Raw genomic sequence first — 22,726 nt, forward strand, 5'->3', positions numbered from 1 at the left:
CCGGGGAATCCCGCTCGGTTGAGCGGGATGCACAGACTTTCCAGGGGAGTGTGGCTGATGGCAGGAATGCGTACGGCACGGCGGGTCCTCGCGGGCGGCGTGGCCCTGGCGGCTGCGGGCTGGGCGTTGCGCGATGTCCCCGCCGAGCTGGGCGTACGGCCTCTGACGTCGGGGCCGGACCGGGCGGCGCGGATGCGCCGCTCGCGGCAGTTCAGGGACGGCACGTTCTTCAACCCGATGCCGGAGCCGACCAACATGATGACGGCCCCGCCCGCCGGCCTGCTCGGCGAGCTGGCCAAGAACAAGGAGCAGCGCCGCCCCGCGGGCCCCATCCCGCTGCGCGTCCCGCCGTCCGGCCCGCCGCCGGCCGACGGCGTGCGCGCGATCTGGTACGGCCACGCCTCGACGCTGGTGGAGATCGAGGGCAAGCGGGTGCTGTTCGACCCGGTGTGGAGCAACCGGCCCTCGCCGTCGCAGTTCGTCGGCCCCAAGCGGCACCACCCGGTGCCCGTCGAGCTCGGCGAGCTGCCGATGGTCGACGCCATCGCGATCTCGCACGACCACTACGACCACCTCGACCTGGCGACCGTGCGCACGCTGCTCAGGACGCAGAAGGCCCCGTTCCTGGTGCCGCTGGGCATCGGGGCGCACCTGGAGCGGTGGGGCGTGCCGGCGTTCCGGATCATCGAGCTCGACTGGGAGGAGGAGGCCGAGGTGGCGGGGCTGCGCTTCGTCGCCACGGCGGCCCGGCACTTCTCCGGCCGGGCCTTCACCCGTAATGACACGTTGTGGGGTTCCTGGGTGGTGGCCGGGGCGAACAAGCGGGTCTTCTACGCGGGCGACTCCGGATACTTCGAGGGCTACCGGGGCATCGGGTCGGCGCACGGGCCGTTCGACCTGACGCTGATGCCGATCGGCGCCTACAGCCCCGCCTGGCCCGACATCCACATGAACCCGGAGGAGGCCGTCAACGCCCACCTCGACCTCGGCGGCTCGCTGCTGCTCCCCGTCCACTGGGCGACCTTCACGCTGGCCCTGCACCCGTGGTCCGAGCCGGTGGAACGGCTGTGGCGCGAGTCCAAGGCACGCGACGTCAAGATCGCCGTCCCCCGGCCCGGCGAGGCCGTCGACACCTCCGCCGCCCAGGTGGTGGAGGGCTGGTGGGAGATCCTCGGCTGAGCCCCTGCCCGTCGGCGGCGCCCCCGCTGCCCGTACAGTCATGGCGTGAGCAACCTGGAGCTTGACCCGCAGGAGATCCGCTGCGGCGCCGAGGCGGGCGCGGACGGCGAGGTGCTGGTGGGGCGCGAGGTGCCGCTGGGCGGGCCACGCGCGATGATGGTGAGCAGGACGCTGCCGGGCGTGCACCGGCGCATGATCGGCGCATGGTGTTTCGTGGACGCCTACGGGCCCCAGCGCGCCACGATGCGGGTGCCGCCGCACCCGCACACCGGGCTGCAGACGGTGAGCTGGCTGGTCGAGGGCGAGGTGCTGCACCGCGACAGCCTCGGCAGCCTTCAGGAGATCCGCCCCGGCCAGCTCAACCTGATGACCGCCGGCCGGGGCATCTCCCATTCGGAGGAGTCGCCGGAGACGGTGCTGCACGGGGTGCAGCTGTGGGTGGCGCTGCCCGGCGAGCACCGGCACACCGGGCCCGCGTTCGAACACCATCCGGCGCTGCCCGTGCTCGCGGGGCCCGGTTTCGAGGCGATCGTCGCCATGGGGTCGCTCGGCGGGGTCGAATCGCCGGCCACCGCGTTCAGCCCGCTGGTGGGGGCCGAGATCGCGGTGGACGGCACGTGCGAGGTGCCGCTCTCGCCCGGGTTCGAGCACGGCGTGCTGCTGCTCGACGGCGCGGTCGAGCAGCTGGAGCCGGGGCCGCTGGTGTACCTGCCGCCGGGGCGCTCCGCGCTGCGGCTGTCGGGGCGCGGCCGGGTCCTGCTGATCGGCGGCGAGCCCTTCGGCGAGGAGATCGTCATGTGGTGGAACTTCGTCGGCCGCTCCCACGACGAGATCGCCGCGTTCCGCGAGGACTGGATGGAGGGCGAGGGGTTCGGCGCCGTCGAGGGGTTCGACGGGGCGCCGCTCCCCGCGCCCGTCCTGCCCGCCATCCGGCTGAAGCCGCGCGGGCGGGTGCGCTAGCCCTTGCTGAACGTGTAGACGACCTCGATGTCGTCGCCCCTGGTCGGTACCTCGGCCAGGAGGCGCACCATCTTCCCGGTGAAGTCGATCACCTGGACCTGCTGCTTGTCGGAGCTGCCGTCCGGGCGCACCCAGCAGAGCAGGTGATCGTCGTCGAACCAGGCGGCCAGGCCGCCGCAGGCCGACTCGATCCGCTTCACCTCGGCGCCGGTGCGGCTGTCGTACACGCAGTTGTTGCCGCTCTCCAGACCCGGGCAGTCGGTGACGAACCGCCTGCCCGACGGCGAGAACAGCTCGTCGGCGATGCCGGCGCCGACGTTCGGGATGCGGCGGACGCGCAGGCCGCTCGCGTCGAAGAAGCGCAGGGCCTGCTGCTCGGCGTCGATCGACATGGCGACCACGCCGGTGTCGGTGTCGTCGAAGCCGTACCTGATGTCCTTCAGCGAGCTCTCCCTGAGGGAGGCGACCGTGGCCTTCCTGGTGGTCACGTCCACGATGGCGAAGCCGGTCGACTGCCAGGTGTCCTTGACGGGGTTGCCGACGTTGAGCAGCACGCGGGTGCTGTCGCGGGACCAGGCCTGGATGTACGCGCTGAGCGGCTGCCGCGAGGTCTTGACCGAGAACCGCTCGCCCGTCGTCTTGTCGGTGACCTCCACGGAGTCGTAGTGGTCGACGAAGTTCTTGCCGCGCTGGGCGAGGTAGCGGCCGTCCGGGGAGAGCATGCTCTCCCACTGGTCCTGATATTTCGTGAAACCTCCCGTCAGGGAGTCGCGGGCGTAGTACACCCAGTCCTTGGTCTTGGTGTCCTTGACCATGTACGTCGTCAGCCTGACCGGGTCGTCCGGGCTCTCGTACACGGTGGCGTCGGTGTCGGGGAGCCGGACCGGGGTGAGGTTCGCGGTCGGGACCGGGGACACGGTGGGGCTCGGGGACGCGGTCGCGGTGTTCGGAACGGGGGTGGGGAGCGCCTGCGGCTTGGGCGGCAGGTTGATGACGGTCACCACTACGATGGCGATCGCCGCCACCAGCGCCACGCCCGCGATGGCTCCGCCGATCAGCCAGTTCCTCCGGTTGCCGCCGGACGGGCGCGGGGGCGGGCCACCGTACGGGATGCCTCTGGGTGGGGTGCCCGGCTGCCGGAAGGGGGCGGGCGGCTCGAACCCCGGCCGGGCGCCGGGCGGCGGCGGCTGATCCCCGCCCAACGGCCGATACTGACCCGGGGGCGGCGGCGGGGTCGGCGGGGGATACGGCGGCTGAGGGTAGGGCTGCTGGGGGTACTGCGCCTGGGGATACGGCGGCTGGGGGTACTGCGCCTGGGGGTGCGGCGGCTGGGGGTGCGGCGGCTGCCCGGTCCACGCCTGCGGCCCAGACCCACCGGCCCGATCACCGCCCGGCGCCCGCCACGCAGACCCCCCACCCCCCGAACCCCCGCTTCCCACCGAGCCCGCACCACCACCCGGCACCTCGCCACTCGCCGAAGGCGCCCCGCCCGCCTGGGACCACCCACCCGGCGGGGTCGCGCCACCCGGCGGGGTCGCGCCACCCAACGGCGACCCGCTCGAAGGCACGCCGCCCGCTGAGGGCCCGCCACCCGCGGAAGGCCCCACCTCCGGCGAGTACGCGCCACCCGCTGGAGAGCCGTCACCCGGCGAAGCCGCGCCACCCACCGGCGGCCCGTCCCCGGCCGAAGGCTCGCCACCCGTCGGAGGGGTGGCGCCGAAGGCGGCGGCGGTCTGGTGGAGGGCGTCCGGGTTCGAGGTCGGGTGCTCCAGGAGGCGGTGGATCACCTGCTCGGCAGTCGGCCGCCGCCCGGGGTCCTTGGACAGGCAGGCCGCGACCAGTTCGCGCAACGTCCCCGCCAGCCGCCCCAGGTGCGGCTCGGCGTTGAGGACGCGCTGCACGGTCGCGGGCAAGGTGCCGCCCGCGAACGGCCCCGCACCGGAGGCCGCGTAGACGATGGTGCACGCCCAGGCGAACATGTCGGCCGCCGGCCCCGCGGGATCCCCCAGAAGCTGCTCGGGCGCCAGGAACGCCGAATCGCCCACGGGCACGGTCGTGTCGCCCGAGGTCACATCGAGCGCCCTGGCGATCCCGAACCCGATCACCCTGGGCCCCTCGCTGCCCAGCAGCACGTTGCCGGGGCTGAAATCGCGGTGCACGATGCCCGCCTGGTGGATCGCGGCGAGGGCGGTGGCGGTGCCGATGGCCAGCCGGTGCAGCGCGGGCCCGGTGCGCGGCCCCTCCTCGCGCACCGCGCGCTCCAGCGCCAGGCCGTCCACGTACTCGCTGACGATGTACGGGCGGCCCTCGTGCACGCCGCTGTCCAGCACCTTCGCGGTGCAGAACGGCGCCACCCGCCGCGCCGCCGCCACCTCCCTGGCGAACCGCTCCGCCGCCGCCCCGTCACCCGCCAGCTCAGGCCGCAGCCATTTGACGGCCGCCTGCCTCCCCTGCTCGTCGACGCCCAGATAGACGACACCCTGAACGCCTTCTCCCAGCCGTCCCCGGATCTCGTAGCCTCCGAGACCGGAGGGATCTCCTGCTCTGAGTTCAGTTATCGGCGGCATGCGCGCATTATGAGCGCCGAATCTTGCAAACGGCTTACATCAATCGTGAGCCTTCCTCCCGTCCGCGTGGCGGCAGAACGGCTCGCCTCACGTCAGCCGCTGCGCCTTGCTCAGCAGTCGCTGCGCCACCACGACCAGCGCCAGGAACATCCCGCTGACCACCTGCTGGAACGCCGACGTCAGGCTCCCGACCTGGTTGATCAGGCTCTGGATGACGCCGAGCAGCAGCACGCCGGCCACGGTCCCGGTGATGCCGCCCGCTCCCCCGGTCAGCAACGTGCCGCCGATCACCACGGCCGCGATGGCGTCCAGTTCGAGGCCGATGCCGAGGATCGTCACCCCGGAGGAGAGCCGGGCGGCGTTCAACGCCCCCGCGAGGCCCGCGAGGAGGGCGGACATCACGTACACGTAGACCTTCGTGCGCACGACCGGGACGCCCATGAAGGCCGCCGCCTGTTCGTTGCCGCCGATGGCGTAGACGTTCTGGCCGAAGCCGGTGCGTTGCAGCAGGACCATCGCCAGCAGGGCCAGGATGATCGTGATGTAGACGGGATACGACAGGCCGAGAAGCTCGCCCTGGCCAAGGGTGGCGAAGGCCCGATTTTTCACGAGATAGGTGGTGGCGCCCTCGTTCGAGATCGCGAGCATCAGCCCGCGCACGCCGAGCAGCCCCGCCAGGGTCACGATGAACGGCGCCATCCCCGTACGCGCGATGACCAGGCCCTGGAGCAGGCCGACCACCCCGCACACGGCCAGGGGCAGCAGCAGCGCCACGATCAGCCCGTACTGCGACCCGTACGCGGCGAGCACGCCGCCGAGCACGAACAGCGACCCCACCGACAGGTCGATCCCGCCGCTGATGATGACGAACGTCATCCCGATCGCGATGATCGCCAGGAAGGACGAGGACACGACGACGCTGGCCGCGTTCTCCGGCGTGGCGAACGAGTCGAACGCCAGGCTGCCCACGATCACCAGCAGGCCGAGCACCATCATGGCGCCGTGCTGCTGGAGGATGCGGCTCACCTGTTCACGGTTCATCGGCGCTCCCGGGTGGCGTAGACGGCGGCCAGGATGATGACCGCCTGTACCATCTGGGTCCACGACTGCGGCAGGTTGTGCTTGATCAGCGTGGCCGACAGCAACTGCATGAGCAGCGCGCCCATGACCGTGCTCAGCACCCTGATGCGGCCGCCGGTCAGCGGGGTGCCGCCGACCACGACCGCCGTGATCGCCGACAGCTCGATGAAGAGCCCGAGCGAGGTCGGGTCGCTGGCCTGCAGCCGGGCTGTGGCCAGCACCCCGGCCAGCGCCGCCAGCAGCCCCGAGATCACGTAGACGGTCAGGAGCACGCGTTTGACCGGCAGCCCGGACAGCTCGCTGGCCGACCGGTTGCCGCCGATCGCCACCACCTGCCGCCCGAACGTGGTCCGCCGCACCACGAACAGCACGACCACCGTCAGCGCCGCCGCGATGAGCACGATGACCGGGATCCCGGCGACCGAACTGCTGCCGAGCGCGATCAGGTCCGGGTTGCGGAACTCGACGAGCTGCGGCACCAGGACGTTCGCCAGCCCGCGTACACCGACCAGCAGCGCCAGGGTGGCCACGATCGGCTGCACCCCGACGTACGCGACCAGCGCCCCGCCCGCCGCTCCGACCACGGCGCCTCCGGCCACGGCCACGATCAGCGCGGGCAGCCAGCCGTACCCGAGGTAGAGCACGACCAGCGCGGCCGCGAGTGCCATCACCGAGCCGACCGACAGGTCGATGCCCTGGGTGCCGATCACCAGCGCCATCCCGAGCGAGACGATCACGATGGGGGTGACCTGGACGAGCTGGGTGCGGAAGTTCGCGGCGTCCAGGAAGTGCGGGGTGAACAGCACGTTGAACAGCAGCAGCGCCAGCACCGCCGCGTACACGCCGTAATCCTGGACCCAGGCGAACACGCGCGGTTTGAGCACCGCGACGCGCCCCTGCACGGTGAGCTCAGCCATCGCCCCGCTCCTCGCCCGCCTGACCCACGGCCGTGTGCTCCGCGATCGTCGCCATGATCCTCTCCTCGGTGACCTCGTCGCCCGACAGCTCCCCGACGACCGCGCCCTCGCGCAGCACCAGGATCCTGTCGGCGCCCTCGACCAGTTCCTCCAGGTCGGAGGAGATCAGCAGCACGCCCAGCCCCTCCTCGGCCAGCTCGTCGATCAGCGCCTGCACCTCGGCCTTCGCGCCGACGTCGATGCCCCGGGTGGGCTCGTCGAGCAGCAGCACCTTGGGCCGCACGGCCAGCCAGCGGGCGAGCAGCACCTTCTGCTGGTTGCCGCCGGACAGCTCGGACACCAGCTGATGCGGCGACGCCGCCTTGATCCTCAGCCTCCGCATGAAGATCCCGACCACCCGGTCGATCTTCGCATCGGACACCACGCCTGCCGTACCCAGAGTGGGGAGGGCGGCCAGCGCGATGTTCTCCCGTACCGAGAGGGTCGGGATGATGCCCTCGGCCTTGCGGTCCTCGGGCAGCAGGCTCACCCCCGCCCCGATCGCCGCCTTCGTCCCCTTACGGACGGGCCGGCCCGCCACCAGCACCTGGCCGCCGTCGAGCGGGAGCGCGCCGACGATGGCCTTCGCGGTCTCGGTCCGCCCCGCGCCGAGCAGTCCGCCCAGCCCGACGACCTCACCGGGCGCGATGGCCACGTCCACGCCGTCGAGGACGTGACGGCGGGTGAGCCCTCGTGCCTCGACCACAGGCGCACCCACCCCGACGCCCAGCCCATCGGACTCGAGCGGCGGCTCAGCCGAGGCGCCGCCGGTCATCGAAGCACCGGAACCGGGCACACCCGCAGCCCCCGCCGACACCGCAGACCCCTCGGAGGCCGCCGATGCTGTGGGACCCGGTGGGGAGGATGTAGACGATGCAAGGGTGGTGGTGCGGTGGCGGGTGCGGGAGAAGCGGGTGAGGCCGCCCGTACGGACCTCGTTCAGGTCGCGGCCCAGCATGAGCGAGATGAGCCGCAGCCGCTCCACCTCGGCGAGCGGCCCCGAGTGGGCGACGCGGCCGTCCCGAAGCACCGTCACCTGGTCGCACACCCGGTACAGCTCGTCCAGCCGATGGCTGACGTACATGACGGCGATCCCCGCGTCCCGCAGCCGCCGGATCACCCCGAACAGCGTCTCCACCTCCCGCGGCTCCAGCGAGGAGGTGGGCTCGTCCATGATGACCACCCGCGCGTCCACCGAGACCGCCCTGGCCAGGGCGACCATCTGCTGGGCCCCGACCCCGAGGGTGCGCAGCGGCCGGCGGACGTCGGTCGCGACCCCGTACCCGGCGAGAACGCGTTGCGCCTCCCCGTGCATCGCGGCCGCGTCGATCACCCCGAAGCGGCCGCGCGGCTCGCGGCCGAGCAGCAGGTTGCGGGCCACGCTCATCATCGGGACGAGGTTGACCTCCTGGTAGATGGTGGAGATCCCGGCGCGCTGCGCTTCCATGGGGGTGCCGAAGACGGCGGGAGCGCCCTGGTAGCGCAGCTCGCCGCCGTCCGGCCGGTACACGCCGGTGAAGACCTTGATCAGCGTGGACTTGCCCGCGCCGTTCTCGCCGACGAGGGCGTGCACCTCGCCCGGGCGGAGGGCGAGGGACACACCGTCGAGAGCGAGCACACCGGGGAAGCGTTTGCTGACCGCCCGGGCCTCGAGAACCGGTTCCAAGTCAGTACGCCTCACCGAGGGAGTCCTTGGCGTTGCCCGTGTCGTAGTCCCGGTCGGAGATGACCACCTTGTCCGGGATGGGCTGCCCGTCGAGGAACTTCTGCGCGGTCTCGAAGGCGAGCGGCCCGAAGCGGGGGTTCGACTCGATGACCGCGTGCAGCCAGCCGTCCGCGATGCCCTGGACGGCGCTGCGGGTGCCGTCCACCGACACGATCTTGATGTTGCCGGGCTCCTTGCCCGCGCCCTTCAGCGCGGTGACGGCGCCCAGGGCCATCTCGTCGTTCTCGGCGTAGATGCCGTTGATGTCGGGGTTGGACTGGATGAGCTGCTCGGTGACCTGCTGCCCCTTCTCACGGGCGAACTCGCCGGTCTGCTCGAACGAGATCGTGATCCCGGGCGCCTTCTCCTTGACGCGGTCCTTGAAGCCGTTCGTCCGCTCGGTGGTGACGTTGTTGCCGGGTGCGCCGAGGAGGATGGCGACCCTGCTCTTGCTGCCCTCGCCTCCAAGCGCCTCGATCATGCGGTCGGCGGCGCGCTTGCCCTGCTCGTAGAAGTCCGAGCCGATGAACGTCAGGTAGTCGCTGCACGCCTTGGCGTTGATCTTCCGGTCCACCGTGATGATCGGGATCTTCTTGGCGGCGGCCTGCTGGAGGACCGGCTCCCAGCCGTCGGAGTTCAGGGGCGCGATGACCAGGAGCCGCACGCCCTGGGCGATGAGCTGCTGCACGTCGGTGATCTGCTTGGAGAACTGCGACTGGGCGTTGGTGACCTTGAGGTTCGCGATGCCGAGTTTGGCGGCCTCGTCCTTGATCGATTTGGTCTCCGCGATGCGGAAGGGGTTGGCCTCCTTCTCCGACTGGGAGAACCCGACCGTGGCCGTCTTGAGGTCGAACTTCGTCCCGCCGAACTGATCCAGCGTGCACGTCGGCCCGGCCGAGCCGGAGGGCGACTGCACGACCTGCTGCCCCGCCGTGCTCGCGGCGGCGGGCGCGCTCTGCGGCGCCTCCGCCTTGGCGCACGCGGTCGCGGTGAGGAGGACGGCCAGTGTTAATGCGGCTGTCCGGATATGGGGGGTCATGGCGTTCCTTTCCTATCAGTCCCGGCGCCCGGGCCACAGGGGCCCGGGCGACCGGCGTTCACCCGTGAGCGCCGTATCCACGCCCGCGGTTGAGGCGGGGGTCGGCGCACGCGGTTCGAGCAGGATCTGCGCACGTGGCTCCCAGACGCGGTGTCCCACGCACGGTCTTCCACGCACGGTCTTCCACGCACGGTCTTCCACGCACGGTCTTCCAGGTGCGGTCTTCCAGGTGCGGCGTTTCAGGTGCGGCGTTTCAGGTGCGGCGTTTCAGGTGCGGCGTTTCAGGTGCGGCGTTTCAGGTGCGGCGTTTCAGGTGCGGCGTGTAACGGGTGCGGTGGTCCAGGTGGGGTGTTTCAGGTGCAGGTTGGGTTGATAGCGCTCGTCAGGGCCGTGTTGGCGTCGTGTACGCGCTTCACGTCCGGCTTCGTGACCGCCCGGTCGTATGTCATCAGGCCGTTCAGCTCGGTCTCCACGTCGGTGGTCTGGGTGTAGATCGCGGCGCTGAGCTGCTCGCAGGCGTGCAGTCGCTCGAGTTCCTTGACCATCCCGACGTACCGGGTGGTGAGGGCCTCCGGGTCGGGTTCGACCGCGTAGCCCCAGCCGCCGCCCGACCAGGTGTGGCCGATCAGCGGCAGGCCGAGCCCGCCGTACTCGCCGAGCACGTTCGCCCGCGTACCCGACGGCTTGCCGGGGTTGCCGGGGCCGGGGTAGATGTGGAAGTCCTTGACGTCGCCGTTGCCGCCGTCGACCGCGCCGCAGCAGTTGATCCCGCTCATGTTGTTCACCAGGCGCGACGGGTCCCAGCTCTTGACCAGATCGGCGATGCGCGCCTGGTCGTACTGGCCCCAGCCCTCGTTGAACGGCACCCACATGATGATCGACGGGCTGCTGCGGTGCTGTTCGACGAGTTCGCGCAGCTCGGCCTCGAACTGGGGTCTGTCATCCGTACGGAACGCCGCCGGCATGTCCTGCCAGACCAGCAGGCCGAGCTTGTCGGCGTGGTAGTACCAGCGGTCGGACTCGACCTTGACGTGCTTGCGGACGGCGTTGAAGCCGAGCGCCTTGGTCTGCTCCAGGTCGTACCGCAGCGCCTCGTCGGTCGGCGGGGTGTAGATGCCGTCCGGCCAGAACCCCTGGTCGAGGGGGCCGAGCTGGAAGACGGGCTGTCCGTTCAGCAGGATGCGGTTGCCGGAGACCGCGATGGAGCGCATCCCGAAGTAGGACTCGACCTTGTCATCCTTGAGTTTGACCTCCAGGTCGTACAGGTGCGGGTTGTCGGGGGTCCAGAGCTTGGGATTGGGCACCGGGAGTCTGAGCTCGCGGCCCACCGGGCCGGTCACCTTGCCCACGACGCGGCGGCCGTCCCTGGCGGTGACCGTCGCGTTGCCGCCGGTTCCCTGGATGGTCACGTAGAGCGCCTGGCCGCGCAGGTCGGGCACGGTGTCGACGCGGTCGATGCGCTGCTTGGCGACGGGCTCGATCCAGACGGTCTGCCAGATGCCGGAGTTCGCGGTGTACCAGATGCCGCTCGGGTCGAGCCGCTGCTTGCCGATGGCCTGGGTGCCGGCGTCGGTCGGGTCGTACACGCCGACGATCAGCTCCTGCGGGCCGCTGCGCCTGAGCGCGTCGGTCACGTCCACGGTGATCCGGCCGTAGCCGCCCTTGTGGGTGGTGACCTGCTTGCCGTTCACGTACACCGTGGACTGCCAGTCCACCGCGTCGAGGTGCAGCAGCAGCCGCTCGCCGCGCCACGAGCGGGGCACGTCGAACGTCCTGCGGTACCACATGCGCTCCTCGTGCCGGCCGATGCCGGACAGCTGCGACTCCACCGGGTACGGCACGACGATGCGCTCGGGCAGGTCGCGGCCGACGGGCGCGGCCTCGTCCGCCTTGGCGGGGGCGAACTGCCACTTGCCGTTGAGGCTGCGCCAGCGGTCCCGGACGAGCTGGGGCCGGGGATACTCGGGCAGCGGGCCGGCCGGGTTGACGTCGTCAGACCACTTCGTCCGCAGGATGTAGGCGGAGCCGTTGGCGACGTAGGCGTACGGGAAGGCTTCGACCGCGCTGCCGTCGGCGTAGGTGAGGCCGCCGGTGCCGTTGTAGGCGGCGCGGATGCTGCTGCCGGCCTTGGACGGGATCGGATATTTGAGCTTCAGCTCCACCGTTTGCGGATTTTTCAGGATTACGGAGCTTGTGGGCCACTTGGTGCCTGCGACCGTGATGTCCAGTTTGCTGAGGGCGTCCGCCGGCAGCGCGCCGAGGGGCTTGGCGAACGTCAGCGCCGCGACGTCACCGGCCGCGTTCACCCTGGCATCGGACGGTCCGGGCGGCGCGAACCCCCCGGGCAGCGTGAACGCCTCCGCGGGCACGATCTGCTTCGGCTGGCTCGGGCTCTGCCAGCGCAGCCGCAGGTTCGCGCCGCCGAAGTGCTCGAAGTACTCGACCTTGAAGTCGTACTTCTTGCCCGCCTCCAGGGCGATCGGGGTGCCGGTCTGCTCCCGGTCCCAGTCGTCCACCCAGTGGTCGATGATCGGCTTGCCGTCCACCCAGAGTCGGAAGCCGTTGTCGCCGATGATGGAGAAGGTGTACGTCTCGGAGTACTTGGGCTGGATCTGACCCGTCCACCGTACAGAGACGTCGTCATCCCTGCCGGCCAGCAGCCTGAACGTCGGATTCAGGTCTGTCAGCTCCAGGTTGGGGTCGACGACGCTGGCTTTCAGCTCGGCGAAGTCGAACTTCCCCGCCCCGGAGGCGAGGTAGTAGTCACCGCGCAGCCCGTTCGGGGCGGCGGCGGCCTGGTCGGGAGCTGCGGCGGTGGCGGGGAGCGACGGCTGCCATAACAGTGACATCAGTACGGCCAGCGGGAACGCGAGGCGCTTGCGCACGGGGGGTCCTTTCAAAACGCGGCGATCAGGTTCGGACAGCTTTTGACCCTGACACGCTCTCAAGTAAGCACCGATGGACCGAGCCGGTCAAGAATTCCGATCAAATTCGTTCTCATACGATCAGAGGTGAACTCATCTTGGCCTGTCCACTATGATCGGGACGTGAGCGACACGCAGAGCGACGGACGCCGACCCGTGTTCGCCGCTGAGCGCCGGCAGCGCATCCTGGAGCTGGTGCGCGCCAACGGTGCGGTGTCGCTGCGCGAGCTCGCCCAGGCCGTGCACTCCTCCGAGGTCACCGTCCGCCGCGACCTGCGCGCGCTGGAGTCGGAGGGCCTGCTCAACCGCCACCACGGCGGCGCCACCCTGCCCGGCGAGCTGTCGCGCGAGGCCGGATACGCGCACAAGGTGTCGCTCGAGTCGGCCGAGAAGGCCGCCATCGCCGACCTGGCCGCCGCCCTCGTCGAGGACGGCGACGCGATCGTGATCGGGCCCGGCACCACCACGCAGGAGTTCGCCCGCCGCCTGACCAGGCACTCCGAGCTGGCCGTGGTGACCAGCTCCCTGCTGGTCGCCCAAGTGCTGGCCGGGACGCCGCGGGTGGAGGTGATGCTCACCGGCGGCACGCTGCGCGGCTCGATCCTGGCCCTGGTGGGCAGCGCCGCCGAGCACTCGCTGGCGGGGCTGCGGGTGCGCCGGGCGTTCATCTCGGGCAACGGCCTGACTGCCGAGCGCGGCCTGTCGACACCCAACATGCAGGTGGCGGGTGTCGACCGAGCGCTGGCGGCGGCCGCGGAGGAGGTCGTGGTGCTGGCCGACCACACCAAGATCGGCGTGGACACGATGGTCCAGACGGTGCCGCCGGACCGGATCGACCACCTGGTCACGGACGACGCGGCACCCCGGGACGTGCTCGACGACCTGAGCGCCCGCGGCGTCCGCCTCCACATCGCCCAGTTCTGACCCCCTTCCGGCCGGCCGACCGAGCGCCCCGACGTCGCCCGTACACCGCCCCGGCCCCGGTGGGGGACATACGCGGGCGGAGGATCGGCACGGAGCAGGCGCGGCGACCATGGCCCGGCGAACGGCCGCGCCCAACACGGGCGCAGGCGGGCGCACGAAAGCGGACGAGCAAACGCAGCCGAACGCAGGCCGGCAAACAGGCGGACCGGGGACGGTTAACGCCCTGCTGGCGAACGGGCGCGGGCCGGCGGCAGGTGACCCAGGCGGGCGTGCGCGAGGAAGCGGACATGCGGGACGGGCCCGGGCGACGCTGCGGGCGAGCGCGGACGAACGGCAGGCGACCTGGGCGGGCGCGAGCGGAGGCGCAGGCGACAAGGTGGGCGGGCGCGGTAGCCGAGCGCAGGCGGACAGGCGCGGGAGGCGAGCCGGCGCGGTAGCCGAGCGCAGGCGGGCAGGCGCGGGAGACGAGCACAGGCGGGCAGGCGCGGGAGACGAGCACAGGCGGGCAGGCGCGGGAGGCGAGCGCAGGCGGGCAGGCGCGGGAGGCGAGCGCAGGCGGGCAGGCGCGGGAGACAGGCGTGTGGGCGCCGAGCAACGGCGGCCGGACAGCCTGCCGACGAGGCGACCGAGCACAGGGGCATGAGCAAGGCAGCCGAGTACAGGGGCGGGCAAGGTAATCGAGCACGGCGGCTGCCTGGAAACTGTACCGGTCAGCCGGTATAGTTTCCTCCATGCCGCGACCCAGCTCGAAAGAACGACTGCTCGACGCCGCGGCCGAGGTGTTGCTGTCCGAGGGGGCCGAGGCCCTGACTCTGGAAGCGGTGGCACGGCGGGCAGGCGTGTCCAAGGGCGGCTTGTTCTACCACTTCCCCACCAAGCAGGCATTGGTCGCCGCCATGGTCGACCGCCTGACCAAGGCTTTCGACCAAGCACTGGCCGAGACCGGTGCCGAGCCGGGCGACTTTCTGCGCGCTTACCTGAACGCGACGATCCCCGAACACCACACGGCGGCCAACGCTCCGGCCGACCGGGTGACCGCCGCGTTGCTGGCCGCGGTGCTCGTGGATCCGGCAGGGCTTGCGCCGCTGAGAGAGCGGTTCGGCGCCTGGCAGGCCAGATTGACCGACGACGGCATCGACCCGGCCGCGGCGACGGCGGTACGGCTGGCCATCGACGGCTGGTGGGCGGCCAGGCTTCTCGGACTCGGCGAACCGGACGCGGCCCTGCACGAACAGACCAGGCGCTACCTGATGGAGGAAATCGACCGTGCTACGCGTCACTAAGGCGTTGATGCTGCTCACGGATCTGGCGTTCGTCATCTACTTCACCATCACCGGGCTGGGCCTGATCCCGCCCGAATGGGCGTTCGCCGACTACACCAACCCGCTGATGGCCGATTGGAACTGGTCGTTTCTCTGGATCGACCTGCTGGCCAGCGCCACCGGCCTGGCCAGCCTGTACCTCCTGCGCCGAGGCTCGCCGTCCGGGCCGGGACTGATGCTGGTCTCGCTCGTGCTGACCATGGCCTCCGGCTTGATGGCGATCGCGTTCTGGACATTGCGCGGCGACTTCTCGCTGGTCTGGTGGCTGCCGAACCTCTACCTCATGCTCTTCCCGGTCCCCGCGATCCTCTCTCTCACGCGGTCCCGACCAGGCTTCACCGCCTCATAGGGATAGCCGCACGTGGGTGCCGGCGTTCGCCGAGCAGGTGGCCGGGTTGATTGGCCTGCCTGCCCGACCGATAACACGCCAGAGCCCGGGTTGGAGGCGCGGCTGGGGCTGCCGGTGGTCAAGGGGACGCCTTGCTAAGGATCGTCCGCATGCTGCCGAAGGAGCGAGCCCGGCGGGCCGGTGTGGGTGGTGGCAGTGGATGACGTGCGCTGTGCCGACGGGGTTCGGCCGTCGACCTTGGGACTCCGAGGGTGGACGGTTGGCGTCGTGGGGCCGGAGTGGGTGTGACGGGTTGCGCTCGTTTCTGATCGAATGTGACAAGGCCGTTACTGTAATGTTTCCTTCCTCGACCACGATCGAGGCGGAGGCAACCGTGCTACAGGTGGCAGGCGTTCTCAAGACGTTCCAGGGTGTCACCGCCCTCGACCACGTCACCCTGTCCGTACGCCCCGGCGAGGTGCATGCGCTGATCGGCGGCAACGGGGCGGGCAAGTCGACCCTGGTGAAGGTGCTCTCCGGGGTCCACCAGCCGGACGCGGGCGAGCTGCGCCTCATGGGTGAGCCGGTCAGGTTCGCCAGCCCGGCCGACGCCAAGCGGGCCGGGATCGCCACCGTCCACCAGGAGACGAACCTCGTACCGACCATGAGCGTCGCCCGCAACCTCCTCCTGGGGAGGGAGCCCAGGGGGCGGCTCGGGTTGATCGACTCCGCGGCCGTGCACGCGCAGGCCGAGCGGGTGCTGGCCACGTACGGGCTGGAGGTGGACGTGCGCCGGCCGCTCGGCGCGCTGGGCGAGGGCGCGCGCCAGCTCGTCGCGCTGGCCAGGGCCGCCTCGGCGGACGCGCGGGTGGTCATCATGGACGAGCCCACGTCGGCGCTGGCGCACGGCGAGCTGGAGACGCTGTTCGGGGCCGTGCGGCGGCTGCGCGAGGAGGGCCGGTCGGTCGTGTACGTCACGCACCGGCTGGAGGAGCTGTACGGGATCTGCGACCGGGTCACCGTGCTGCGCGAGGGGCGGGTCGTGCACACGGGACCGCTGGCGGGGCTCGACCGGTTACGGCTGGTCTCGCTCATGCTGGGACGGCCGTTCCACCCCGTGGAGCCCACCCTGAACACCGGCGAGCCGGCCGAGTCCGCCGACCTGCCCGTGCTCGAGGCCAAGGGGCTGACCCGCCATCACGTACTGGACGGGGTGTCGCTCGCGATGCGGGCCGGCGAGGTGGTCGGCCTGGGCGGGCTGCTCGGCGCGGGGCGCAGCGAGACGGCCCGGGCCATCGCGGGCGTGCTGCCGGTGGACGCGGGCCAGGTGACGGTGGCGGGGGCGCGTTCCCGCAAGTGGTCGATCAGGAACGCCATCCGCGCCGGCGTCGGCCTCGTGCCGGAGAACCGGAAGACCGAGGGCATCGTGCCCACGCTGTCGGTACGCGACAACATCGCGCTGGCGGCCCTGCCCCGGTTGTCGCGGGCGGGGATCGTGTCGGACGCGCGGGTGGACAGCATCGTGGCGACGTTCATGAAGCGGCTCGGGATCAAGGCCGTCTCCCCCCGGCAGCCCGCCGGGGAGCTGTCGGGCGGGAACCAGCAGAAGGTGCTGCTGGCGCGGTGGCTGGCCATGCACCCGAAGGTGCTGCTGCTGGACGAGCCGACCCGGGGCGTGGACGTGGCGACGAAGGTGGACATGCAGGCCCTGCTGGACGAGCTGGCGGTGGACGGGCTGGCGATCCTGCTGATCTCGTCGGACGTGAGCGAGCTGGTGGAGAACTGCGACAGCGTGGTCGTGCTGCGCGACGGGGCGATCACCGATCAGCTGGTCGGGCCCGAGGTCACGGAGGACCGGCTGCTGGCGGCCCTGGCCAAAGACGCCGAAGACTAGCTCGTTCTCCACGATCCGCATGTCTCATGGTGGGCTGGAGGGATGGCGGCCAAGTCCGGCTGATCGCGCTGCTGGCCATGATGACCGTCAACACCGCCTCCGGCACCGTGAAGCTGACCGTCACGATGATCGCCAACAACGGCTCGTACGGGGCGGCCTGGTGGTGGTATACGGCCAGACAAAGATACGAGGCCGTGGTGCGCAGCGACCACCCGCTGGCGGGCGAGGAGCCGCGACCGCGCCTGGAACGCCGGCTTGTCCTGACCGGCCCGGCCGGCTCTGGCACCCGAACGTCACCGCGATCCGTGACCTGTGCGAGAAGCACACCGCCGGCGTGTCATCTCCTGCGGCGAGCCTGCGGTAGGACCAGCCCCGGTGGACTTGCCCCTTGCCAGGTGCCGTCGGGCCCTCGATATCAGGTGCGGCCGAAGGTGGCGACGCGCAGTTCGAACGGGACGCGGCAGCCTCAACGCTCACCCGGCGAGACGCGTTTGCCGGGTTCATATGGTTGCATACGCTGGCTAACGCAGGAATAAATAGCACGCGTATGCAATTATTATGAGTGTTCTGCACAGCGCCGCGTGCGGGTGACGCGCCTCTCGCCCGGCGGCCGACCTCTCAGGCGCGTACCAGGAGTTTCGGCATGGCCTCTCTGTTCACCCCGGTCACCCTCAGATCGCTGACCATCCCCAACCGGATCTGGATGGCGGCGATGTGCCAGTACAGCGCGGAGCCGGAGGGCGAGACGGTGGGCGTCCCGACAGACTGGCACTTCGCCCACCTCGCCGCACGCGCCTCCGGGGGGACCGGCCTGATCGTCACCGAGGCCACCGCTGTCAGCCCCGAGGGCCGCATCTCCCCCTATGACCTCGGCATCTGGAACGACACTCAGGTAGCCGCGTTCCAGCGCATCACGGCGTTCCTGAAGTCGCAGGGCACTGTCCCCGCCATCCAGCTCGCCCACGCCGGACGCAAGGCGTCCACCGAGCGCACCTGGGTCGACGGCGGGCGCCCGATCACCCCGGACGAGCCGTACGGCTGGACTCCGCTGGGCCCCAGCGCGATCTCCTTCGCGCGCGCGTCGACGACGCCTGAGGAACTCACCACGGACCGCATCCGTGCGATCGTCCAGGAGTTCGCCGACGCCGCCCGGCGCGCGCTCGAGGCCGGATTCGAGGTCGTCGAGATTCATGGAGCCCACGGTTACCTGATCCACCAGTTCCTCTCCCCGCACAGCAACCACCGCACCGACGAATACGGCGGCTCGTTCGAGGGCCGGACCCGCTTCGCCCTGGAGGTCGTCGACGCCGTACGCGCGGTGTGGCCCGAGGAACTGCCGGTCTTCTTCCGCGTCTCCGCCACCGACTGGCTCACCGAGAACCCCGAGGATGACCGCGACGGCTGGACCGCGGCCGACACCGTCCGTTTCGCCAAAGAACTCCACGCCCGCGGCGTGGACCTGCTGGACGTCTCCACCGGCGGCAACGCTCCCGGCGCCAAGATCGTGACAGGCCCGCATTACCAGGTGCCCTTCGCCGAGCAGGTCCGCAACGAAACCGGAATGCCCACCGCGGCCGTCGGCCTGATCACCGACCCTGCCCAAGCCCAGCAGATCATCACCTCGGGCCAGGCGGACGCCGTCCTGCTGGGCCGCGAACTCCTGCGCAACCCCTACTGGGCCCGTCAGGCCGCAGCGGAGCTCGGGGGCCAGGTCACCACCCCCGTGCAGTACCACCGCGCTTGACCGCCCCGCGGGCGGGGCCGCGCTCGGCGTGGCGCGTCCACCCCGCCCTGCGCCCCGAACGTCATCGCCCCGAGGAACAGCTCCGGCAGCCCGTAGCGCATCGCCCGAACCCCCTAATAGACCGAAATATGGGGATGATCGTAGTGGTTCGCCGTCGTGCCACCCCGGTCCGACATGGTGCGCCAGGAGCCCGTTCTGGCGTGCCAGATCCGCTGCCGGTAGATGATGTACATGATCCCGAGCCGCTTCGAGTTCTTGATCGCCCACTCCGCGATCTCGTTGCCGCGCGCGACCTCCGCCCCGGACGGCATCGCGCCGCCGCGGCTCAGCATGAAGTCGCAGGCCCGCCCGAGCGGATGCTCGCCGCCGTCCTGGATCGCCCGGTAACACCCGATCCCGTTCGGGACGCCGAACCGCTCCTGGACGAGCTGCTTGACCAGCCGCATCCGGGGCGTGATGTTGTCGGCCCCGCCGGGCAGCTGCGGCACCCACGTGCCGTCCGGCCGCCGCACGCCCGGCCCGACGTACAGCTGGTCGATCTTCTCCTTGATCCGGTCGATCTGCTTCTCGGCCTTCTTCTTGCGCTTCTCCAGCTCGTCCACCGTCTCGGCGAGCTCCTTGGCGCGCGCGTCGGCCTCGTCCTTGGCCTGCTGGTGGGCGTCCCTGACCTGGGCGTAGCCGCGCAGCCGGGTCTCCTGGAGCACGACGAGGTGCTGGTTGAGCGCCATCCGGCCGAGCAGGGACGTCGGGTCCCGGTCGGAGGTGAGCATGGAGATCTGGCCGGGGTCGCCGCCGATGTACTGGGCGACGGCCATGGCGCGGAGCTCGGCGGACTCGCGGTCGTAGACCGCCTGGGCCGCGGCCAGCTTCTCCCGCGCCGACTTTTCCGATTTATCGGCCTTTTGCTGGGCGATTCTGCTGCTGTAGTAGTCGGTGATGAGCTTCTCCGAGTCCTTCTGCAGCGCGGCGAGCTCCTTCTTGAGCTGCTTCACCGTGGGCTTGGGCGCGGCCTGCGCCGGAGCCCCCGCCGTCAGCAGCGCCACGGCGAGCGTCGCCGCGGAGAGCGTACGGACCAGTCCGCGTAGCCGGTCGGCGCGGGACGCAACCGCCACACTTCTCCTCACCCCGAGCCGCAGGGCAGGTTCCGGTCAGCAGTAATCCAGGCCGGGGGGACGCCCTCTATCCGACTGCTGATAGTAGGGGATCATCCCGCTCCGCACACAACTCACAACTTTTCGGTATCGCGCGGCCGTCGTACCCTCCGCGCCACGATCTGCCGTCCGACCAATACCGAGCCCGGCACGACCACCATCCCCAGGAGGCTCGACCCCAGACCGAGGTCGATGTCGGCGTCCAGCAGCCCGTCATCGCCGCCGCCGCCGAGGATCGGCAGGTTCACCGACACCTTGACGGAGACGGAGATGAGCGGCTCCCGGTTCCTGGTCGCGGGCGGCGTGCCGGGGTCGGGCGGGCTCGTGGCCGGAGGCCGGGTGGCGGGCGGCTGGGTGGCGGGCGGCCTGGTCGCCGGGGGTCTCGTGGCCGGGGGTTCGCCGGTGGACGGCCGCGTGGTGGGCCGCTCGGTCGGCCGCTCGGTCGGCCGGCCGGACCGCGTCGGCTCCCGGGTCGGCTCCCGGGTCGGCTCCCGGGTGGCGGTGGGCGGCCGCGAGCCGGGGCCGCCCGTGGGAAGAGCCGTGGGAGGAGCCGTAGGGGGAGCCGTCGGCTGACCGGCGTACGTGACGGGCGGCGTCCCCGTGATCGACCCGCTCGGGGTGGGCTCGGCGGAGGTGGGCGGCGCGGAGGTCGGCGAGGCGGGCGCCGGGGTCCGCGACGGCTCCGGCGCGGCGGACGTGGCGGGCGGCAGCGCGACGCCCGGCCCAGGCCCCGGCTCCGGCGAGTCCCCCAGGATCACGAACGCCGACACGACCGCGGCGGCGGTCGCCAGCACCAGCCCGCCCGTCACCGCGAACTTGGCCGCCGGCGCCAGCGTGCTCTGCACCACGCTGGTGGTGCTCTCGGCAACCGGTTGCGGCTTCGGTAACAGCGCGGCCAGCGGCAGCATCAAGATGCCGAGCCCGGCCCGCCCGCGCGTCTCCCATTCCTCGCCGTACTCGGCGAGCGCGGCCCCCTCCAGCTCGGCCAGGAACGCCTCCGCCGACGCGGGCCGCCCGGCCGGGTCCTTGGCCAGGCCGTGTTCGAGCAGCGGCCGCAGCGGCTCCTCGACCTCCCCCAGCGGGGGCAGGATGTGCTGGTGCTGGTAGGCGAGCGCGGCCACGTTCTCACCCTGGAAGGCGCGGTGGCCGGTCAGGCACTCGAAGAACACCAGCGTGGCGGCGTACACGTCGGTCGCGGCGCTGGCCGGCCCGTCGTCCCACTGCTCGGGCGCCATGTACGGGGGCGTGCCGACGAGCGCGGCCGTCTCCCCGAAGTGGGCCGCCACGCCGAAGTCGACGAGCTTGCTCTGGCCGTCCTGGGTGATGATGACGTTCTCGGGTTTGAAGTCCCGGTGGACGACACCGCGCCGGTGCGCCTCGGCCAGCCCGAGCAGCGCGCCCTTCAGCACCACGAGCGCCGCCTCCGGGCCCGTCGCGCCCTCGTGCTCCAGCAGCCGCCGCAGCGTGACGCCGTCGACCAGCTCCATCACGATGACGGCGTCGTCCTGGCCCTCGACGTATTCGAGCAGGCGGGCGGTGTGCGGGCTGTCGATCTCGCGGATGACCTCGGCCTCCGCCCGGAACCGCTCGACGAACCCCGCGTCCGCGCGCAGCGGCTCGGACAGGTGCTTGATCGCGACGGCCAGCCCGTCTGAGTCCCGTACGGCGAGCATCACCCGGCCTGTCCCGCCGTGTCCGAGTTCCCGGATCTCGGTGTAGCCGGGAACTTCCATGTGGGACCTCCTGACCGGATAAAGATCCTTATGTCAGGACGCTAACCTGGGGTCACACCCCGTGTCGAGTCCCTTCGCGGGAGTAACCGGACCGCTGCCGCAATCGGTATTCTTACTACTTCGCATAGTAGGTTCGGTCAGGCCGCCTGCCGCGCCAGGTAGCCGTGGACGTTGCGCGCCGCCGCGCGTCCGGCGCGGTTCGCGCCGATGGTGCTGGCCGAGGGGCCATACCCGACCAGTTGCAGGGCCGGCTCCCTGACGGCCTGGGTGCCGTCCACCTTGATCCCGCCGCCCGGCTCCCTGAGCCGCAGGGGTGCGAGGTGGTCGAGGGCCGAGCGGAAGCCGGTTGCCCAGACGATCGTGTCCGCCTCCAGGTGGAGGCCGTCGGACCAGGTGACGCCGTCCGCGGTGATGCTCCGGAACATGGGGAGGCGTTCCAGCGCACCCTTGGCCAGGGCCTCGCGTACGACCGTGCTGTAGCCGAGGCCGGTGACGCTCACCACGCTCTGCGGCGGGAGCCCCGCGCGCACGCGCGCCTCGACCAGCGCGACGGCCTCGCGCCGGGCGTTCTCGCCGAAGTCGTCGTCCCGGAACACCGGCGGCCGCCGCGTCACCCAGGCCGTGGTCGCGGCGACCCCAGCGATCTCCGACAGCACGTGCATCGCCGACGCCCCGCCGCCCACCACGACCACGCGCCGCCCCGCGAACTCCTCCGGCCCCCGGTAACCCGCGTAGTGGAGCTGGCGGCCCGCGAAGTCCGGCGCGCCTGGGTAGTAGGGCCAGTGGGGCCGGGTCCAGGTGCCCGTCGCGTTGATCACGGCGCGGGCCGACCACTCCCCCGCGTCCGTGCCGATCACCAGCCGGCCGCCGTCGCCGTGCCGGACGGAGGCGACCCGCACCGGCCGTACGACGTCCAGCCCCAGCTCTTCCTCGTAGGCCGCGTAGTACGCGGGGACCACCTCGGCGGCGGGACGGCGCCCGTCCACGCCCGGGGGACGGGCGATGCCGGGCAGGTCGAAGATGCCGTGCACCTTGTCCATGGTCAGCGACGGCGACCGGTGGCGCCACGCCCCTCCCGCGCCGTCGGCCGCGTCCAGGACGACCGGCTCGAACCCGTACCGGCGCAGGAAGTACGCGCCGGACAGCCCGGCCTGCCCGGCGCCGATCACCACCACTTCGGTCTCTTCCACGATCAGGTGAAACCGCCGCCGGGCCCGCGC

The 22,726-nt window shown here is 71.3% G+C and carries 16 protein-coding genes; 7 read left to right on the forward strand and 9 right to left on the reverse strand.

Annotated features, from left to right (window positions below; translation table 11 throughout):
* Nucleotides 1-57: 57 nt before the first annotated feature.
* Complete coding sequence (locus tag AB0J87_RS25570; protein ID WP_363968928.1) at nucleotides 58-1,179, forward strand: MBL fold metallo-hydrolase; 1,122 nt, start codon at nucleotides 58-60, stop codon at nucleotides 1,177-1,179.
* A 45-nt stretch (nucleotides 1,180-1,224) separates the two neighbouring features.
* Entirely contained in the window at nucleotides 1,225-2,139 is a 915-nt protein-coding gene (locus AB0J87_RS25575) for a pirin family protein (RefSeq protein ID WP_350740339.1), read from the forward strand.
* On the opposite strand, the gene AB0J87_RS25580 is transcribed toward AB0J87_RS25575, so the two are convergent.
* From AB0J87_RS25580 to AB0J87_RS25605, 6 genes are all read right to left on the reverse strand, one after another.
* On the reverse strand, nucleotides 2,136-4,706 hold the full coding sequence (locus AB0J87_RS25580) for a serine/threonine-protein kinase (RefSeq protein WP_363968930.1): 2,571 nt from the start codon (nucleotides 4,704-4,706) through the stop codon (nucleotides 2,136-2,138). The genes AB0J87_RS25575 and AB0J87_RS25580 overlap by 4 nt on opposite strands.
* A gap of 87 nt (nucleotides 4,707-4,793) precedes the next feature.
* Nucleotides 4,794-5,747: an ABC transporter permease gene (locus AB0J87_RS25585; RefSeq protein ID WP_350740333.1), complete on the reverse strand. Its 954-nt coding sequence runs from the start codon at nucleotides 5,745-5,747 to the stop codon at nucleotides 4,794-4,796.
* Nucleotides 5,744-6,703: an ABC transporter permease gene (locus tag AB0J87_RS25590; protein ID WP_192783201.1), complete on the reverse strand. Its 960-nt coding sequence runs from the start codon at nucleotides 6,701-6,703 to the stop codon at nucleotides 5,744-5,746. The genes AB0J87_RS25585 and AB0J87_RS25590 overlap by 4 nt, the downstream gene beginning before the upstream one ends.
* A complete protein-coding gene (locus tag AB0J87_RS25595; RefSeq protein ID WP_363968933.1) occupies nucleotides 6,696-8,408 on the reverse strand; it encodes a sugar ABC transporter ATP-binding protein in 1,713 nt (570 codons plus the stop codon). Before AB0J87_RS25595 ends, AB0J87_RS25590 begins: the two co-directional genes overlap by 8 nt.
* A 1-nt stretch (nucleotide 8,409) precedes the next feature.
* A complete protein-coding gene (locus tag AB0J87_RS25600) occupies nucleotides 8,410-9,363 on the reverse strand; it encodes an ABC transporter substrate-binding protein (protein ID WP_363968935.1) in 954 nt (317 codons plus the stop codon).
* A 476-nt stretch (nucleotides 9,364-9,839) separates the two neighbouring features.
* The gene (locus tag AB0J87_RS25605; protein ID WP_363968937.1) at nucleotides 9,840-12,371 is read right to left on the reverse strand and encodes a PA14 domain-containing protein; all 2,532 of its coding nucleotides are present in this window, start codon (nucleotides 12,369-12,371) and stop codon (nucleotides 9,840-9,842) included.
* Between the two features lie 162 nt (nucleotides 12,372-12,533).
* Here AB0J87_RS25605 and AB0J87_RS25610 point away from each other — a divergent pair, with 162 nt between their 5' ends.
* The 5 genes from AB0J87_RS25610 to AB0J87_RS25630 all read left to right on the forward strand — a co-directional run bounded on the left by AB0J87_RS25610 (nucleotide 12,534) and on the right by AB0J87_RS25630 (nucleotide 18,622).
* Nucleotides 12,534-13,334, forward strand: coding sequence for a DeoR/GlpR family DNA-binding transcription regulator (locus AB0J87_RS25610; protein ID WP_350740321.1), 801 nt, complete (start codon nucleotides 12,534-12,536; stop codon nucleotides 13,332-13,334).
* Nucleotides 13,335-14,065: 731 nt separating this feature from the next.
* The gene (locus tag AB0J87_RS25615) at nucleotides 14,066-14,617 is read left to right on the forward strand and encodes a TetR/AcrR family transcriptional regulator (RefSeq protein ID WP_363968940.1); all 552 of its coding nucleotides are present in this window, start codon (nucleotides 14,066-14,068) and stop codon (nucleotides 14,615-14,617) included.
* Complete coding sequence (locus AB0J87_RS25620) at nucleotides 14,601-15,005, forward strand: DUF5360 family protein (RefSeq protein WP_363968941.1); 405 nt, start codon at nucleotides 14,601-14,603, stop codon at nucleotides 15,003-15,005. Before AB0J87_RS25615 ends, AB0J87_RS25620 begins: the two co-directional genes overlap by 17 nt.
* Before the next feature lie 382 nt (nucleotides 15,006-15,387).
* A complete protein-coding gene (locus tag AB0J87_RS25625; protein WP_363968943.1) occupies nucleotides 15,388-16,878 on the forward strand; it encodes a sugar ABC transporter ATP-binding protein in 1,491 nt (496 codons plus the stop codon).
* A gap of 643 nt (nucleotides 16,879-17,521) precedes the next feature.
* Nucleotides 17,522-18,622: an NADH:flavin oxidoreductase/NADH oxidase gene (locus tag AB0J87_RS25630; RefSeq protein WP_363968945.1), complete on the forward strand. Its 1,101-nt coding sequence runs from the start codon at nucleotides 17,522-17,524 to the stop codon at nucleotides 18,620-18,622.
* Between the two features lie 113 nt (nucleotides 18,623-18,735).
* Here the strand turns inward: AB0J87_RS25630 and AB0J87_RS25635 are convergent, their stop codons facing one another.
* The 3 genes from AB0J87_RS25635 to AB0J87_RS25645 all read right to left on the reverse strand — a co-directional run bounded on the left by AB0J87_RS25635 (nucleotide 18,736) and on the right by AB0J87_RS25645 (nucleotide 22,696).
* Nucleotides 18,736-19,734, reverse strand: coding sequence for a hypothetical protein (locus tag AB0J87_RS25635; protein ID WP_363968947.1), 999 nt, complete (start codon nucleotides 19,732-19,734; stop codon nucleotides 18,736-18,738).
* Between the two features lie 113 nt (nucleotides 19,735-19,847).
* Nucleotides 19,848-21,506: a protein kinase gene (locus AB0J87_RS25640; protein WP_363968949.1), complete on the reverse strand. Its 1,659-nt coding sequence runs from the start codon at nucleotides 21,504-21,506 to the stop codon at nucleotides 19,848-19,850.
* Nucleotides 21,507-21,643: 137 nt separating this feature from the next.
* Nucleotides 21,644-22,696, reverse strand: coding sequence for an NAD(P)-binding domain-containing protein (locus tag AB0J87_RS25645; protein ID WP_363968951.1), 1,053 nt, complete (start codon nucleotides 22,694-22,696; stop codon nucleotides 21,644-21,646).
* Between the last annotated feature and the right edge of the window lie 30 nt (nucleotides 22,697-22,726).

Origin of the sequence: Nonomuraea sp. NPDC049625, from assembly GCF_040675285.1 — a bacterium.
GTDB lineage: Bacteria > Actinomycetota > Actinomycetes > Streptosporangiales > Streptosporangiaceae > Nonomuraea > Nonomuraea angiospora_A.